A 16,065-nucleotide genomic window follows, 5' to 3' on the forward strand; every position below is an offset into this window, starting at 1 on the left:
ATATTTGACAAAAAATTACTCTTATGGATTTAGGCCAATTTGTAGCTGCTTATCAGGTGAAACCTGCTGATGCAGTAGTTGTTCGGAAAGAAAACTTAGGTATATTCGATCACTACGTTATCTACTTGGGAAAAGATCGGTTCAATCAGCATAAATTCATTGCAAATTATGGTGATGGAATAAAGTTCATTTCAAATGACGAATTTATTAAATTCGTCAGAACATATGTACCTGTAAAAATCAATCGTTTCACAGGTACTGAGACTCAAAGAAGCATAGCTGTTCGGCGAGCCTTAAGCAGGCTTAATGAGAAGGCTTACAATCTAATAATCAATAACTGTGAACATTTCGCAAATTGGGTACAGCGGGGTTTACCATCTTCGGAGCAAGTCGAAAATTTTGGTAAAGGAATGGCTGTAGTTGGTGGCATCATCACTCTTACAGGGCTAACAACAAAGAATAAGAATGCAGCGCTTATAGGCGGACTAATTGCTTCACTGGGGTTGATGATGATTGGAGTATCAGTTGTTGTGGATAACAAAGAAATAAAATGAACATAGCAAATTTCACTTGCCAAAAAACCAAAAATTACTAAATCATCAGGTCTAACATAGGTCTAACAATTGCCCCATTTGGATGAAGTTATTTGAATTCGCTTTTAAGAATGTAATTGATAATCAGTGTTTTGAATTCACCTGAAACCAAATTAAGTCATTGAATTTACACTGAAAATCCTTGTGTCGGCGGTTCGATCCCGCCCCACACCACGAAGAGCCTTTGATTAAAATCAGAGGCTTTTTTATTTTATGTACTTCGTTTACATCCTTTATTCAATTTCTTCCGGCAAAACTTATGTTGGATTTTCCAACAACGTCGAAAGAAGACTCAGTGAGCATAATATCACTGAAAGTACAGGCTTTACCCTTCGCTATAGACCATGGACTTTAATCCAAACGGAAGAGTATTCTACTAAACAACAAGCAATGGCAAGGGAAAAATTTCTTAAAACAGGTCGGGGAAGAGAAGAAATCAAAAATTACGTCACAAAATATTTGAAAGCATCCGATGGTGCGGTATCCGCCGCGGCGGAAAAGGACTGAAAATCCTTGTGTCGGCGGTTCGATCCCGCCCCACACCACGAAGAGCCTCTGATTTTAATCAGAGGCTTTTTTATGTACTTCGCTTGATCCAATATGTGACGAAAATTAATCCCCCAACAATTTGATCTGATCCGAAATCAATAGCGGCTCTTTAATGGCGCTACATCATTCTCCCTCTGCACACAACTCGCAGTATGAATTTTTTGAAAATAAAATATCCGTTAATTTAAGTGTAAGTGTATACGTGTACTCTTGACATCTAACAGTTTCTCCCATCTTTAGAATGGCCTAGTTTTGGCTCTCGTTTATACAGCGCCTGATTTGTAAACGTTCAATAACCAATAACCTAATGAAAATACCAGTAGCAACTTGCTTCGTGTGCCTGTTTGTATTGGCAACAATGTCCGTGTTTGCAAAAAACTATTATGTAGATCCATCTTCTTCCGGATCAAACCAGGGAACGTTGACTGATCCCTGGAAATCAATAGCCGATGTTCCCGAGTATGTTAATTATTTCCAGCCCGGCGATTCCGTTTTTTTTAAACGGGGCCAACAGTATTTGGGCCCGCTTTCTATCAACAGTTCGGGCAGCAGCCTCGCTCCTATCGTGTTCATGCCTTATGGTTCGGGAAATGCTCCGGTATTTCAATATAACCTGGCAAACAATACTGAACCCATGATCTATAACCGGGTTATCATCCGGTTATACCAGGCAAATTATGTGGTGATCGATGGCTTTGAACTGAAAGATGCCTCGATGCCTGAAACTGATCACAGTATTACTGCCAATGTAGGCTATGGTGTGTATACCTATAATTGCTCCCATAACATTATAAAAAACCTTACCATAACAAAGCTGGGGGCAGGTGTTGGCCTCGATGGTGGAAACGATAATACGGTATCCTATTGCAACATCAGTAATCTGCGAATGATCATCAATACGCCCGATGTAGCCTGGGACGACTTTGGCGCCAACGGAATTATTGTAAAGGGTTCAAATAACACCATTTCGCATAATCAAATCAAGGAATGCTGGGGCCTTAGTTACGATTACCAAATGGATGGTGGCGCCATTGAAATGTATGGCGCTATTTCCAATAACAAAATATTATACAACACTGCCAGTGAAAACCTCGGTTTTATGGAATTTGGCAGCGGTTCAGGCGGACAGGCACTTAATAATGTTATTGGCTATAATCTTTTGGTCAACAACGGCCACGTATTCTGGATCAACACAGAAGGTACTTATGGCCTGGATGTACAGAATATTCAGTTCTACAATAATAACGTTGTTGAAACGCATGCGCCCCGGCTGGCCGATGTAAAAAACCTGATCGGTATTTCCAGAACGCCTACGGTTCCAAATGTGCTCACCATGAAAAACAATATTTTCTGGATCAACACCTCTTCCAACATCACAGATCCTGTGGCGCAACCCTTTAACGGGCAGCAGCTCGTTCACCAGGACAATCTGTTCCATATGGGCGGGGGAAGCTTTGGGTATTCTCTGGATGCTTCTGAACAAACCCTGAATACCGCTATATCGCTGTTCACAGATATTATTTCTTCCAATGACCCTACTTTATGGAATTATAATCTGCAGCCGGCCTCTGCCGCTATTAATATTGGGCAGATTACCGGAATAGATAAAGATTTTTTTGGCCAGTCTGTTCCTTTTGGCGGCGCTCCCGATGCCGGGATAGCAGAAAATGTTTCCATCATACTTCCCTTGCAGATACTCTCATGCAACGGGTATCGCAACACTAATGCGAATACTATAGAATGGGAAACCAATGAAGATAAAGCCGATCACTTTGAAATTGAAAGAAGCAACGGCACCGCAAATAACTTCAAATCAATTGCGAAAATTACGCCCAAAACAAACACAGGTTCAACCACTATAAATTACCGGTATGTTGATAATGAAGTAACTGATGAAGTACAGTATTATCGAATTAAAGCAGTTGAATCGGGCACTTCAGCTTTTTATTCCAAAATCATCACCATCAGGAATAGTTCCTCAGCAGGTAATATGAGTGTTTCACCAAATCCAGCACGTAATTATGTGTATGTTAAAAGTCCGGGAAATGATTTTCTCAATAAAGAAATGGTGCTTGTCAACATGGCTGGCATCATATTAAAAAGAGAAAAATTAAATGAAACCAGCAATCAGATAAAACTAAATGTAAGTATGCTGCCGCAGGGAGCCTATGTAATTAAACTTACTGATTACAAAACCGGCGACCACCAAAGTACCATATTTACAAAATAAATACTTGTAGCGGTAGTTCGCTGCCGCTCGTATACCGAAGAAAGGGTCGTAGAAATATGGCCCTTTTTTATATCTGGTATGTAATCTGCAAACTGCCGGCATCTACTTTCAAAACCAATGTATGAAATATACTTTCCTTGTTCTCGCCGGCCTTTGTATTTCTGCCCTTACTTATGCACAAACCACTGATCTCAACGCCGGTAAAACCAAATTAAAAGTAACATTATCAAAGGATAGCCTGTCTGCTGTGTATAATAACCAGCCGGTCTATGTTAGCAACATACAATCGTTGGACAGTCTCATTAAAAAGATCGCCGACCCGCATCTTGAAGTGGAATTTGAAAGTATTAATGCCATGCCTGAAAAGAACCGGTCTGTTAAAGAGGTTTTGAAAAAATGCCAATGTCATATAATAAGTCGTAGCCTTCAGAAAAGGGAATTTAATTAGATATCGGCACAAGGCAGTTCTTGTGCCGTCGGGTGATAGCGGAGAGCAAAGGAATCGAACCTTCATCCCATGGTTAAACGGGAAACATCTTAGCAGGATGCCGCAGCAAACCAATATCTGCCTACTCTCCATTCAAAGTACCTTATTTTCATCCGCCTTCGATAAGGTTTCAGCGGGTGATTGCGGAAGGTGCAGGACTCGAACCTGCAAACGCTGTTATACGTACGGCAGTTTTCAAGACTGCTGCATTGCCAATTATGCTAACCTTCCGTATATGATGAGAGCAGGATGGGAATTGAACCCATGTTACATTGGTTTTGCAGACCAATCTCTCCACCAGCATTGAGTACCTGCTCAAAATGTAGCCGCACCGGGATTCGAACCCGGACTGTTCAGATTTTAAAACTGCTGTCTCCTTCCTGTTGGACTATGCGGCTGGGCATAGCAGTAGCCCCTGTGAGATTCGAACTCACACTACACTGTTCCTAAGACAGGCGCCTCTCCCGTTGGGCTAAGGGGCTAAAAACAAAAAACCCTTCAAGTGTTTTACCTGAAGGGCTTATGCGTATTTAAGTAATGTTATTTATTAACTCTCATTCGCAGGAATATAACCGCCCTTCAGCTCGTTGCTATAACAACTGAGTGATAAAGACAGTAAATATGTATTTGTGCGAATCATGCTACAAAATTAATAAAAGGTTTCTGATAACAAAAAGAATCTCCAAATAATTTCTGCTTAATAAAAAAACAAGGCCTCTTTGCAGAAGCCTTGTTCATTTCCATATCACTTTATACCAACGCCATTGTCGGGCACCAGTTGATAATCATGGAACGTTACCGACACGGCCGCCCGGCCCGATGAAATGTTTCTTAACGTAGTAATATAACCGAATAATCCACTGAGAGGAACTTCAGCCTTTATGCACTGTACATTACCCTTCAATTCAATTCCCCTGATGATACCGCGGCGACGGTTGAGGTCACCGGTAATTACACCTGTGTATTCATCGGGCGTTGCAACATCCACAAGCATAACCGGCTCTAACAACCTGGGCGCTGCTTTTACCGCAGCTACCTTAAAGCCCATACTGGCCACCTGTTCAAAATCCTGCGCATGGGAATCATTATCATGGATATCTCCATCGAACAATCTTACCCGCATCGATTTAACAGGATAACCTGCCAGCATACCGGTTTGCATGGCCGATTCAAATCCTTTTTGAACGGCAACGATGAATTCCTTTGGAATAGCACCGCCTTTGATCTCATTAATAAACTCCAGCCCCGGCAGATCCTGCTCACGCGGAGATAACTCAAAATGTATTTCAGCATAATTACCTGAACCTCCATTCTGCTTTTTAAAGATCTCCCTGTGCAACACAGCCTGTGTGAAAATTTCCTTATAGGCTATCTGCGGTTGTCCTTTATTAACTTCAACCTGGTATTCAGTCGCTAATTTTTCCAACACAACTTCCAGGTGCAACTCGCCCATTCCCTTAAGGATCGTTTGACCGGTTTCTTTATCAGCTTCTACTACCAGCGTTGGGTCTTCGTCAACAAGCTTCGATAACGCCTCGCTTAACTTACCCGACTCCTTCGAAGACTTTACTTCAATCGAATAGCCGATCATTGGTTCGGGGAACCGGATATTCTCCAGTACCACCTGACATTCGGGGTCTGCCAGCGTATCGCCTGTTTTCACCTCCTTCAATCCAACCAATGCGCCTATATCACCGGCGCCGATCTGATCTACGGTTTCATATTTATCAGACATGATCCGCATCAGCCGGCTCACCCGCACCTTCTTTCCGGTCCTGCTATTCCATAATGTATCGCCCTGGTGTATCGTACCTGAATATACCCTTACCAATGCCAGCTTGCCCGTGTAATCATTGGTGATGATCTTAAAAGCAAGCGCTGCAAAGGAAGCATCCCGGTCGGTTCGCACATCCACAGGTTGATCATTCAATGGGTCAATGCCTGTTACTGCTGGTATATCTTCCGGCGAAGGCAAATACTGTACAACAGCATTCAGCAACGATTGTATGCCTTTATTTCTATACGCAGCACCACACAATACCGGCACAACCTGCATCTTTATAGTTGCTTCACGCAATGCTTTATAAATGCTTTCTGCTGATATCGTGGTGAAATCAGTAGTGAACTGTTCAAAAAACGCCTCATTCGTCAACGACAATTCTTCCAACAACTGGTTACGAAGCTGCTCAGCTTCCGGCAACAAGTGCGCAGGAATAGCTGTTACTTCAAATTGCTTTCCATCATCGTTGTTCCAAATCAACGCTTTCATTGTTATGAGATCGATAACACCGCTAAAAGCGTCTTCAGCGCCAATAGGAAGCTGTACAGGAACTGCATTCGCCTGTAACTGTTGCCTGATCTCATTTACAACCCGCATAAAATGAGCACCCTGCCGGTCCATTTTATTGATCAAAATAATACGCGGTATATTATAACGATCGGCCTGCCGCCACACACTTTCCGATTGCGGTTGTACGCCCGATCTGGCGCAAAACACCGCCACTGCACCATCCAATACCCGCAATGACCTTTCCACTTCTGCCGCAAAATCAACGTGCCCGGGCGTATCAATGATATTGATCTGGTACCTGCTTTCATTATGATCCCAATAGGTAGTAATGGCTGCCGAAGAAATGGTAATGCCTCTTTTTTCTTCCCGCGGATCACTGTCCATCACCGTATTTCCTTCATCAACGTTTCCTAACCGGTGAATAAAGCCGGTATAATACAGCATGCGTTCGGTAACAGTTGTTTTACCGGCATCGACATGCGCCATAATTCCAATATTCCTGAGTTGTTGTATCCGTTTCATATAGTATTTAAATAAAGCAGAAATAAAAAAGCCTCCCGTTTCGTAACGAGAGGCTTTTGCAATATGCAATTCAACCTAACATTACGGACCATGTTTGGTAACTACGCTTTTAAATGTTTTGATGATGAATTTCATATTGCTCATTAATAATTAATTGTTGAAATGATGGGGATATGCCGGGGAGACAAACAAAAAGCCTTCCCGAATACCGGGAAGGCCTTAATATTATTGTAATATTATGATCATCCCCTTTTATCCGGTAATGGGTTTGTCTCCCCATTTCCTATAAAGACAATACAGGTACTGGCAATTACAGCTCTGATAGCCGTATTTGCGTTTATACCTGTTTTGTATGTAGTGGTTCTGATCATGATACGTTATGTCGTATTATCGGAATGCAAAACTAAATAATAAATTGAAAAGAACAAATTGTAGCTTATAATTGCTGCTAAACGATATATGCCCTAAATTCAAAATAGCTTCTTTGCAAGCTTAACAACTATATTATGTTTAAAAAAATAGCGCCCGATAAATGGAAACATTTTTATGCCGGTACTCTCCTGGGTGTAATATTTCAAATCATTGATATTTGGTTATTCCCCAATCAACCATTCCTCTCTACAATTATTACCCTGGTAATCGTAATTATAATTAGCTATGGTTTTGAATTGTTTTCAAAAATCACAGGATTTGGCATCTACGATATTATGGATGCAGTAGCATCCATAATAGGCGGTATTGTGGGGATGGGAGCCGGATGGGCGGTTGCGATAGCATTCCTTCATTACAAAATATAATAGAACGATTCGGGACGCTTTTCTTCCACCATATCCTGGTCATGCAGCATTTGCCGCAGGTCCCTTTCAATTGTGCCGGCAATGGCCGTCATGGGTGTATCGGTTGGTTTGTTTTCAAAGGGATCCTGCAAATGGATAGCCATTTTTTCTATCAGTAAAAAACAAGCGCTGATGGCTACCACCAGGGGCACTTCAAGAAACCCGAAATAATCAATGACACCAAAAGGCAGCATACATATAAATAGCAACAGCGAAAAGTGAATATATAAACTGTAGGTACTAGGAAACACGGTGTTTTTTATGCGCTCGCATTTTCCCATGGCATCGCATAACCGGGTAAGGGTACGGTCCATCTCAATTTGTTGATACCGGTTAATAAACCCTTCTTCCAAACCGCGTCGCAGATCACGTGCCTGTTGATCGAGCAGGGCCATAGGCACATTGTTAAACCGGCTCAAACTTTCCAGGTCACGGCGGCTTAAATATTTATCGAGCCCGCTGGCCGGGTTCAACCGGCGCAGGCTTTGTCCCAGGGCATAACACCAGGCAATCTGCCGGCGCACCATTCGTTGCCGCAATTGATGCACTTCATCTTCTTCAAACTGGCTTTCGGTAAAAGCCAATACCTGCCTTGCCAGCGTGCGTGAATCATTTACTATGGCGCCCCATACCTGCCTTGCTTCCCACCAGCGGTCATATGCCTGGTTGCTTCTGAAACCCAGCAACAAGGATATTACCGTACCCAATATAGTTGGCACCGCCAGGGGTATACTGATCGGCAATTTCAGGAACCATTGGTGTATAACTGCAATGGTTGCACTGTACACCAAGATGATCAACAACTCGAACTTCACTTTTCCCAATACATAGCCAAATGGGATATTCTTTTTTAATAACATCAAACCAACGTTTAGCGTTTTGAAATAATCGCACTCATCCTGTTCTGCCTTAGCTTTGCGCATTCAACAGCTTTAGCAAGGCTACTGCTTCTTCTTCCACCGCCCTGATCTCGGGAATGGTAATTACGCGGCGTTTTGATTTGAATTGACGTAACAACGGCACCCTGCTTTTTTTGAACATGGTGTCGGGGTTTACACTATCAGGGTGCACCTGAACAAATTCATACAACTCAGGATAAACAATAAGATCAATATCATTTGCATCAACAAAATGCCGGAAAACAGCCGGCGTATTTCCATATAAATGACGGAAGACAATACTGTTCACCTGGCGGGGGTACTGCTGTTTTATTTGTTTGCAGTTATTCCTGAATGCATCTGTTAGCAGGTCATGGTAAGGCTTACGTTGATTTCTTATAAGATCATTTACAAAGAATGGCATTTGAAAAGCATGGAACAGGGTTATGTTCAAAACCTGTTCACCCATCGTGTGAATGGCTTTTTCAACCAGGTCAAAAGAAGCAGCTGAAAAATCGGTGTGTACTAATACATTTCGCATACTGATATCATTAAATTAACAATGATGTTTACAGTAGCAAAACTGGCACAATGGTATTAGACGCGCTTAAGAGGCATTTAAGAATGTATTAAAAAAGAAATAAGAATGGGATTAGAAAATATCAGGATGGGGAACTCAGCGTGATCTCGACGGTAGTTCCTTTCTCTTCTTCCGATTTGATGACCAACTCGCCCTTATGAAGGCGGATAATATTCCGCGCCAACGGCAACCCCACGCCATGCCCTTCAAACCGATTGGTGTTGGAGGCCCGGTAAAAAGGCTCAAATACATATTTAAGCTCCGGCGCAGGTATCCCAATGCCATTGTCAATAATACCTATCCTGATCTTTTGTTTTACCACCTGCAGCGTGAGCTGAACAAGCCGGTCATTGCTGTACTTACAGGCATTAACGGCAATATTGGTAAGCGCCAGTTTTAATAAATGATAATTTCCTTCTACTGATAACTGCTGCTCGTTGGGCGGCAGTTCGCCGAAATGCAATTGAACCTGGTTGTTGGGATGCAACTCATCTACGGCCTGTTTTACTTCCCACAATAATTCATCCATGCGCACCAGGCTGAGGCGTTGCTTTTTGCCATCGAACCCGCTTTGCGCCAATGCCAGCAGGCTGCTGGTCAAATGATCGAGCTTACCGGCTTCGTTCAAGATCACCTGCAGGCTTTGCCGGTATTCTTCATTGGTACGTGCTTTTTTAAGGGCAATATCCGCTTCGCCCATAATAGTAGTAAGTGGGGTGCGCAATTCGTGCGATGCATTGCTCACAAAATTGTTCTGCGTTTCAAAAGCCGTTTGCAACCGGTCGAGCATGGTGTTGAAGGTATGCGCCAGCTCGGTCATTTCATCTTTGCCCTTCTTTGTTTCCAAACGCAGATGCAGGTTGTGCGCGCTGATGTCCTGCACTTTGCTGATCAGTTGCCGCACCGGTTGAAATGTTTTGCGGCTGAAGATTATACCAGTGGTGAACACCAACAGCACGCCTACCACAAAAGTGGCGATCTTGGCTCGGGCCAGGGTATATAATAACCGGTTCGCATATTCGTTCACCGCCGATTTTATGACTATACAATGCCGGCCGCCTTCAGCATGGTATAAAATACCGGCATAATGCACATTATTCTTTTCTATAAAAACGGTTTTCCCCTGCCCTTCAATTATCTGGTAATAAAATGACCGGGGCAACCCCTGTACCGGTGATTTTATTGTATTGGAAACAGAGTCCCAGGTAAGCAGGTATTCGTGTTCTTTTGGTAACACCTCCAGGTACTGCCGCCGCAACTCCTGGTAGGTAGCTGTTGATACTTTATTTTGTTCAAACCGCAACTTGGCAGCTACCCGTACCCGAAGTTCAAGCCGTTTTAAAAAATCATTCGATGCAAACCGGCTAATGAAGTAATAGGTGGTAAAGCTGATGAACAGGATCAACAGAGCCGTAAGCACAGTAAACAACAAGGCGGTTTGTGTCTGTATCTTCAAAGTGATCAGCTTTTTTTATCTTCTTTAAGAATATAACCCATCCCTATCATGGTATGTATCAATTTGCGGTCGGGGTTGGCATCCACTTTTTTGCGCAGGTAATTCACATATACATCCACCACATTGGTGCTCATGTTAAAATCTATTCCCCATACATTTTCCAGCAGCTCCATGCGGGTAAGTACCCGGCCCCGGTTCTGCATCATGAACTCAAGCAGGCGGTATTCGGTGGCAGTAAGGGTTACCGGTTCTTCATTCAAACTGGCTGTTTTTGTGCTGGTATTGAGCAACAGACCGCCAACTTGCAGTACATCGGTTGGCGCATTATTGCCCACAGATTTACGCCGCACCAGCGTTCTAAGCCGGGCTTCCAGCTCAGCAAAATGAAATGGTTTCACCAGGTAATCATCGGCGCCGCTGTCGAGACCCGCCACAATATTTTCCGTAGTGCCTAATGCGGTAAGCATCAGAATGGGCGTATCAACCTGCTGCTTTCGCAATTGCTTGCACAACTGTATCCCATTCAGGCCCGGCAACATAATGTCGAGGATCATTACGTCGAACTGGTTTTTTACGGCCATTTCATGCCCTATGAGGCCATCAGGCGCTACCGTTACTGCGTAGCCTGCCTCTTTCAGTCCCTTGTTCAACATACCGGCAAGTGCCGCCTCGTCTTCCACTAAAAGGATCTTCATGCCTGAATGAATTTAGTAGCAACAAAAATAACCAGGAACGTTGAAACTCGTAAGCAAGGCAGCTTTTCCACACCCTATTTAATGACATTTTAAAAAACAAAACCCTCCCCAATACATCGGGAGGGTTGCTTTTTGTTGATCGGCTTATACTTGTATTAATACTCAAACGTCAATTGGGTGTCTCCGTCGTTGGAGGTTAACGGGTATCCATCCCCATCGTAGGTATATTTGGTATTGACCGTTTCATCGAACTGGGTACCCGGAAAATCATAAAACGCTGTTAAGGTTTCATTCTTTGAAGAAAACCGTAAGGTATAGCCCATATCAAGCACCCATTTTGAAACGATGGGGAAGCCTGACTTTTTGGTGCCATAGGTAAATGTTACCGAAAATGGCTCGTCGCCCGCTATGTTCAGTTTTTCCAGATTGCCATTGATGGTATACGTAAGGTTGGCTGTTGTAATGGTTCCATCGAGTTTGCTTTCTTCTTTGATCTTTGAAACCTGGTTGTTTGTAACGGTATAGGTGAGTACATCATCCTGTACAACACTCTCCTGTCCACTTCCTATATTATGCAATACTTTTGTGGTGCCACTCACAGGGATCCCATTATTGTAAGAAAAGGTATATGTACTATTGTAGCTGTTGCTTTTGTTCTCCAGCTTCGTTATGTTGCCGGCCCCATCGAAAGTGAATGAAGTTGTTTCAAGGTTATCTGAACTGCTGTATGACGTTAGTTTATTACCATCATATGTAAAGTTATAAACCGTTGTTTTGCCATTCTCGGTTCTGGTTAGTTTTTTCAACAACTTTGTTTTTCCGCCATTATTATCGCCAGCTGAGTTTTTGTCTTTTTTGCACGAGCCCAAAACCAGCATGGCCATTGCACCGGCTAACAGGAAGATCTTTTTCATGAGTGTTAATGTGTGTAGTTTGTATTATTGTTTTACTTCACCGGCGTATTGGCTATACTTGCTGGCGGTGAAAGCTGGTGCAATATTACCACCGACGTTTACGGTATACTTCAGGCAGTGGCGCGAACTGTAGAATTGGCAACATGAACTGTATAAAGTGGATGATACACAAACATCAAACTACCGGTATTGTTAAATAATATCCACCGCTTTTACTGCTACAGTGAATGTTTTTTAATGAATCTTCTACGTTCATTTACATATTCAATTTCTGTATAAATGACCATTAAAGGTGGGCCCGGCTTGTTATTACGGAATATCTTTGCAGTATCAATCAATGCAAACATGGCTATTCGCATCTTTATTACCGGCGGCACTTTTGACAAGGAATACAATGAACTGAACGGGGAGTTGTATTTTAAAGATACCCACATGCAGGAGCTGCTTTCATTGGGTAGAAGCCGTTTAACGGTGCAAATAAAGACGCTTATGATGATCGACAGTCTTGAAATGACCCCCGAGCACCGGAACTATATCGCTGATGAATGCCGGCAATGCGAAGAAGATAAGATCGTCATTACCCATGGCACCGATACCATGGCCGAAACCGCCCGGGTGTTGGCGCAGCAGGTTTCGGGTAAAACCATTGTGTTAACAGGGGCCATGATCCCCATTAAGTTTGGTAGCTCTGATGGCCTTTTTAACCTCGGCAGCGCACTCGCCTTTGTACAGTCCCTGCCCCCCGGCGTGTATGTGGCCATGAATGGCCGCTACTTTATTTGGGACAATGTGCGCAAGAACAGACAGACCGGTATTTTTGAAGAATTGAAACCAGTGAGTACGCATACCGGGTAAAATGCCTTTACGAAGTTGAATTATTTTTTGGGCGGAAGGGCGAAAGCCACGGCTTCATGTTCGAAATGCCCTTTGTGAGAACCATCGCAAAAAGGTTTGTTTTTCGACATACCACAACGGCACATTGAAATTACTTCGCGCCCACCCAGGTCATAAATATTTCCATTTTTATCTACGATCTCCATATCACCTTCTATTTTAATAGAACCATTGCTGTTTACTGTGATCTTTGTTGAAGCCATTGTTGTTGTTAAAATTTAGAGGCGCAATATACGCATCAATAAATAGTCTCAATGACTATTTCCTTTCCATTAAAAACAAAATGATCGCCTGCTTTTTTATGTTGCAGCTGTTTCGCCAGCGGCGCCAGTGGAGAAAGATATATGATCCCCTTTCCATCAATGGTTTGTTTACCCAGGCCCGCAGCAATAAAAAAGAGGATGCCGCCGCCATTGATGCAGGCACCTGTAACAACCTCTCTATAAACAACATCTGTTTTTACATCATGTAAATGGGCCAGTTCTTTCAACTGCTGGGCCAGCTGTTTCGAATGCATTTCCTTTTCCAGCTGGTTCATGGCCCTGGCTGTTTCATACTTATCGCCCGCTGAGCTTTTTTCTTCACTATTGGCCGCTTCCTGCGCTTCATTGATCAGCGTTCTGGCTGCGGCTATCCGCTGCTCAATAAGCTGTTCGCCAGCTTGTTTTAGCTGGTTCTTAAATGCTATTTTTTCCTGATCTGTCGTCACAGCCACTAATATACAATATCCGGCCTGCTCATTCGTCATTCAAAGAGATAACCATTTTTTATTTTAAAAGAAAGAACATGAACTACAACAAGTCATGCGCCGCAAAAGGCGAACATTACGGAGGCAGTCACCGGCACCTGCCTTACCGGAGTATGCAACGGGCTGCCGTCAATGTGTACAAGACCGATACCAGCTACGAAATGCTGGTGTTTGCGCCGGGTCGTATTAAAGAGCATTTTTCCATTGATGTAAGCGGAAGAGAGCTCACCATTTCCTACACGCCACCCGAAGGCTTTCCCCGTCCCGACTGGGTTCAACGCGAATACAGCCGCGGTGGTTTTGTGAGAACCTTTTTGCTGAACGACAGCGTGGATACCGCCCGCATTTCAGCGAAATATGTTGATGGTGTGCTGGAAGTTAGCCTTCCGCTGACTGAAGGAAGCACCGCTCCAAAACAGGAAATACCCATTAGCTGAGTTACATGCATCAGATGAACTATAACCCTCCCGGCCTGCCGGGAGGGTTTTTTATTTATGGGTTTATCATTATTGTTAAAATAATCTAAAAGCGGGTTGATATTCAAAAAAGATTTATGTAATGGGAAAAATCGGGCATCTGGTATAAAATATAAAACCACTTTTATGAACACCCTGTATAAGCTGTTTGCAAGTTGTCTTTTTATCATTGGCGCCATGACGCTTATGTATTCAAAAAAACCGCCTGTAAAACAAAAAGGCGCAAATACCATTTCATCGCCGCAATTAGCCAACCCACATCGCCAAAAGAAAGTACAGATAGCCGTGCTGCTCGATGTGAGCAATAGTATGGATGGCCTTATTGGGCAGGCAAAGGCCCAATTATGGAATATGGTAAGCGTATTGGGTAAAGCCACCTGTAATGATGTTGCCCCCACTGTTGAGATAGCGCTGTATGAATATGGCCGCCCATCCAATGATGCAAAGGCTGGCTATGTAAAACAGATCAATTATTTTACCCGTGACCTCGATGAAGTATCACGCAATTTGTTCAGGCTTACTACCAATGGTGGCGATGAATACTGCGGCCATGTTATGTACACTTCATTAACCAGTTTGGAATGGGACAGCAACCCCGATGATTATAAAGTTATTTTCATAGCCGGTAATGAAGATTTTTTACAGGGCGATATCTCCTACACCCAGGCCTGTGCAGAAGCCAAAAAGAAAGGCGTGATCATAAATACCATTTATTGTGGCGACCGCAACCAGGGTATTCGCGAACACTGGAACCTGGGTAGTGAATGCGGTACCGGCAGCTTTACCAATATTAATCAAAACGCCGAAATGATAGATGTTGCTACTCCTTACGATACTATATTGTTTCAATTGAACATTCAATTAAACGGAACTTATATTGGGTATGGACAAACCGGCCGGGCATCCATGGCGAAACAGGAAGAAGTTGATAAAATGAATTACGGAATGAATAAGGCTGCTGCCGCCAAGCGGGTTTCAGTGAAAGGGAAAACGCAGTTGTATAATAATTCCAGTTGGGACCTGGTTGATGCCAGCCAGGCCGACCCTGCCATTGTTGAAAAGGTAGACCTCAATACCCTGCCAGCATCATTAAAGTCAAAAAGCCGGGCTGAAATAAAACAGATCGTAATAACGAAAAGCAATGAGCGTACAGCTATTCAAAAGCAGATCGCCACTGTTTCTGCAAAAAGGGAAACATACCTTGCTTCAGAAAAAGCAAAACAATCAACGAAGACCAATGAACAAACCCTGGAAACTGAAATTGAAAAAATAATCAGGCAACAGGCTAAAAAGTACAACCTGGTGATCCAATAACAGCTTAGGACGGTTCTCTAAATAAAAACAGCGGAGGTAGTTAATATTGGTAATTAACTATCTCCGCTAATCTTTTATGTTCATTTCATTAAAATGGCAGATCGTCGTCACCGGCGGGTGATGCTGTAAAGGTGCCCGGCATATCATTGTAGCTGGCATTTGTACCAGGTGCATTGCCCCCGGCACTTTTGGCAACCATTTTCCAGGCTTTTACATCAGTATACCAACGACCATTGTATTCCCGGCTTTCCACATCAAAGGAAACATCAACCAGGTCGCCGGTTTTAAAACTGCCCATATCAATTTTATCGCCCCAAACAGCGATACATACTTTTTTAGGATAATTATCGCCGGTTTCAAGAATGAATTCCTGCTTCTTCCAGGTACCATTTTTTCCCTGTCCCGATTGAACCGGTAAGAACTGAATAATTTTGCCGCTGATGTCCATAAGTAATATTTTTCTGTTATAACCTCGCCAAAGGTATGTTTACCATTTCCATTTTAGAAAATGGTACTGCACAATTTTTTAACAGGCTTTAAACAGGGATAATTATCATAAAAAGCCCCGTTCGCCAGCTGGTGAACGGGGCTTCGTTTACATAT

General features: G+C 43.1%; 17 protein-coding genes and 6 tRNA genes. 9 read left to right on the forward strand and 14 right to left on the reverse strand.

Annotated features, from left to right (window positions below):
- Positions 1-23 precede the first annotated feature (23 nt).
- The 5 genes from A3860_RS02545 (at position 24) to A3860_RS02565 (ending at position 3,820) form a co-directional block, all read left to right on the forward strand.
- Positions 24-554 carry a lecithin retinol acyltransferase family protein gene (locus A3860_RS02545; RefSeq protein WP_081144954.1) on the forward strand — a complete coding sequence of 177 codons (531 nt, stop codon included), beginning with the start codon at positions 24-26 and terminating at the stop codon, positions 552-554.
- A gap of 252 nt (positions 555-806) precedes the next feature.
- Complete coding sequence (locus A3860_RS02550) at positions 807-1,100, forward strand: GIY-YIG nuclease family protein (RefSeq protein WP_081144955.1); 294 nt, start codon at positions 807-809, stop codon at positions 1,098-1,100.
- A tRNA-Phe gene (locus A3860_RS02555) sits at positions 1,068-1,138 on the forward strand. Before A3860_RS02550 ends, A3860_RS02555 begins: the two co-directional genes overlap by 33 nt.
- A gap of 311 nt (positions 1,139-1,449) precedes the next feature.
- Positions 1,450-3,372 carry a T9SS type A sorting domain-containing protein gene (locus tag A3860_RS02560; protein ID WP_081144956.1) on the forward strand — a complete coding sequence of 641 codons (1,923 nt, stop codon included), beginning with the start codon at positions 1,450-1,452 and terminating at the stop codon, positions 3,370-3,372.
- Positions 3,373-3,493: 121 nt separating this feature from the next.
- On the forward strand, positions 3,494-3,820 hold the full coding sequence (locus A3860_RS02565; protein ID WP_081144957.1) for a hypothetical protein: 327 nt from the start codon (positions 3,494-3,496) through the stop codon (positions 3,818-3,820).
- 39 nt (positions 3,821-3,859) lie between these two features.
- Here the strand turns inward: A3860_RS02565 and A3860_RS40895 are convergent.
- The 6 genes from A3860_RS40895 to fusA all read right to left on the reverse strand — a co-directional run bounded on the left by A3860_RS40895 (position 3,860) and on the right by fusA (position 6,671).
- Positions 3,860-3,950: transfer RNA gene (locus A3860_RS40895), tRNA-Ser, on the reverse strand.
- Between the two features lie 53 nt (positions 3,951-4,003).
- A tRNA-Ser gene (locus A3860_RS02570) sits at positions 4,004-4,090 on the reverse strand.
- A gap of 10 nt (positions 4,091-4,100) precedes the next feature.
- A tRNA-Cys gene (locus A3860_RS40900) sits at positions 4,101-4,176 on the reverse strand.
- Positions 4,177-4,182: 6 nt separating this feature from the next.
- A tRNA-Leu gene (locus A3860_RS02575) sits at positions 4,183-4,257 on the reverse strand.
- A gap of 11 nt (positions 4,258-4,268) precedes the next feature.
- A tRNA-Leu gene (locus A3860_RS02580) sits at positions 4,269-4,341 on the reverse strand.
- A 263-nt stretch (positions 4,342-4,604) separates the two neighbouring features.
- Positions 4,605-6,671 (reverse strand): elongation factor G, encoded by a 2,067-nt coding sequence (fusA, locus tag A3860_RS02585; protein WP_081144958.1) that lies wholly within the window; start codon positions 6,669-6,671, stop codon positions 4,605-4,607.
- A 506-nt stretch (positions 6,672-7,177) separates the two neighbouring features.
- Between fusA and A3860_RS02590 the strand changes: the two genes are divergently transcribed.
- Complete coding sequence (locus A3860_RS02590; RefSeq protein ID WP_081144959.1) at positions 7,178-7,468, forward strand: hypothetical protein; 291 nt, start codon at positions 7,178-7,180, stop codon at positions 7,466-7,468.
- On the opposite strand, the gene A3860_RS02595 is transcribed toward A3860_RS02590, so the two are convergent.
- The 5 genes from A3860_RS02595 to A3860_RS02615 form a co-directional block, all read right to left on the reverse strand.
- The gene (locus A3860_RS02595) at positions 7,456-8,430 is read right to left on the reverse strand and encodes a bestrophin family protein (RefSeq protein ID WP_245843458.1); all 975 of its coding nucleotides are present in this window, start codon (positions 8,428-8,430) and stop codon (positions 7,456-7,458) included. The genes A3860_RS02590 and A3860_RS02595 overlap by 13 nt on opposite strands.
- The gene (locus tag A3860_RS02600) at positions 8,417-8,926 is read right to left on the reverse strand and encodes a universal stress protein (RefSeq protein ID WP_081144960.1); all 510 of its coding nucleotides are present in this window, start codon (positions 8,924-8,926) and stop codon (positions 8,417-8,419) included. Before A3860_RS02600 ends, A3860_RS02595 begins: the two co-directional genes overlap by 14 nt.
- 121 nt (positions 8,927-9,047) lie before the next feature.
- Complete coding sequence (locus tag A3860_RS02605) at positions 9,048-10,421, reverse strand: sensor histidine kinase (RefSeq protein WP_081144961.1); 1,374 nt, start codon at positions 10,419-10,421, stop codon at positions 9,048-9,050.
- Positions 10,422-10,426: 5 nt separating this feature from the next.
- On the reverse strand, positions 10,427-11,116 hold the full coding sequence (locus A3860_RS02610; RefSeq protein ID WP_081144962.1) for a response regulator transcription factor: 690 nt from the start codon (positions 11,114-11,116) through the stop codon (positions 10,427-10,429).
- A 155-nt stretch (positions 11,117-11,271) separates the two neighbouring features.
- Positions 11,272-12,030, reverse strand: a complete 759-nt coding sequence (locus tag A3860_RS02615) for a hypothetical protein (protein ID WP_081144963.1) — start codon at positions 12,028-12,030, stop codon at positions 11,272-11,274.
- Between the two features lie 279 nt (positions 12,031-12,309).
- Here A3860_RS02615 and A3860_RS02620 point away from each other — a divergent pair, with 279 nt between their 5' ends.
- On the forward strand, positions 12,310-12,885 hold the full coding sequence (locus A3860_RS02620) for an asparaginase domain-containing protein (RefSeq protein ID WP_245843459.1): 576 nt from the start codon (positions 12,310-12,312) through the stop codon (positions 12,883-12,885).
- 20 nt (positions 12,886-12,905) lie between these two features.
- Here the strand turns inward: A3860_RS02620 and A3860_RS02625 are convergent, their stop codons facing one another.
- The gene (locus tag A3860_RS02625) at positions 12,906-13,127 is read right to left on the reverse strand and encodes a CDGSH iron-sulfur domain-containing protein (protein ID WP_081144964.1); all 222 of its coding nucleotides are present in this window, start codon (positions 13,125-13,127) and stop codon (positions 12,906-12,908) included.
- Between the two features lie 35 nt (positions 13,128-13,162).
- Positions 13,163-13,672: a hypothetical protein gene (locus tag A3860_RS02630; protein WP_081144965.1), complete on the reverse strand. Its 510-nt coding sequence runs from the start codon at positions 13,670-13,672 to the stop codon at positions 13,163-13,165.
- 38 nt (positions 13,673-13,710) lie between these two features.
- On the opposite strand from A3860_RS02630, the gene A3860_RS02635 reads away from it, so the two are divergent.
- Both A3860_RS02635 and A3860_RS02640 read left to right on the forward strand, forming a co-directional pair.
- Entirely contained in the window at positions 13,711-14,109 is a 399-nt protein-coding gene (locus tag A3860_RS02635; protein ID WP_081144966.1) for an Hsp20/alpha crystallin family protein, read from the forward strand.
- A 165-nt stretch (positions 14,110-14,274) separates the two neighbouring features.
- A complete protein-coding gene (locus A3860_RS02640; RefSeq protein WP_143773912.1) occupies positions 14,275-15,462 on the forward strand; it encodes a vWA domain-containing protein in 1,188 nt (395 codons plus the stop codon).
- Positions 15,463-15,550: 88 nt separating this feature from the next.
- On the opposite strand, the gene A3860_RS02645 is transcribed toward A3860_RS02640, so the two are convergent.
- Positions 15,551-15,910: a DUF3127 domain-containing protein gene (locus A3860_RS02645; RefSeq protein ID WP_081144968.1), complete on the reverse strand. Its 360-nt coding sequence runs from the start codon at positions 15,908-15,910 to the stop codon at positions 15,551-15,553.
- Between the last annotated feature and the right edge of the window lie 155 nt (positions 15,911-16,065).

Source organism: Niastella vici (assembly GCF_002077945.1).
Lineage (GTDB): Bacteria > Bacteroidota > Bacteroidia > Chitinophagales > Chitinophagaceae > Niastella > Niastella vici.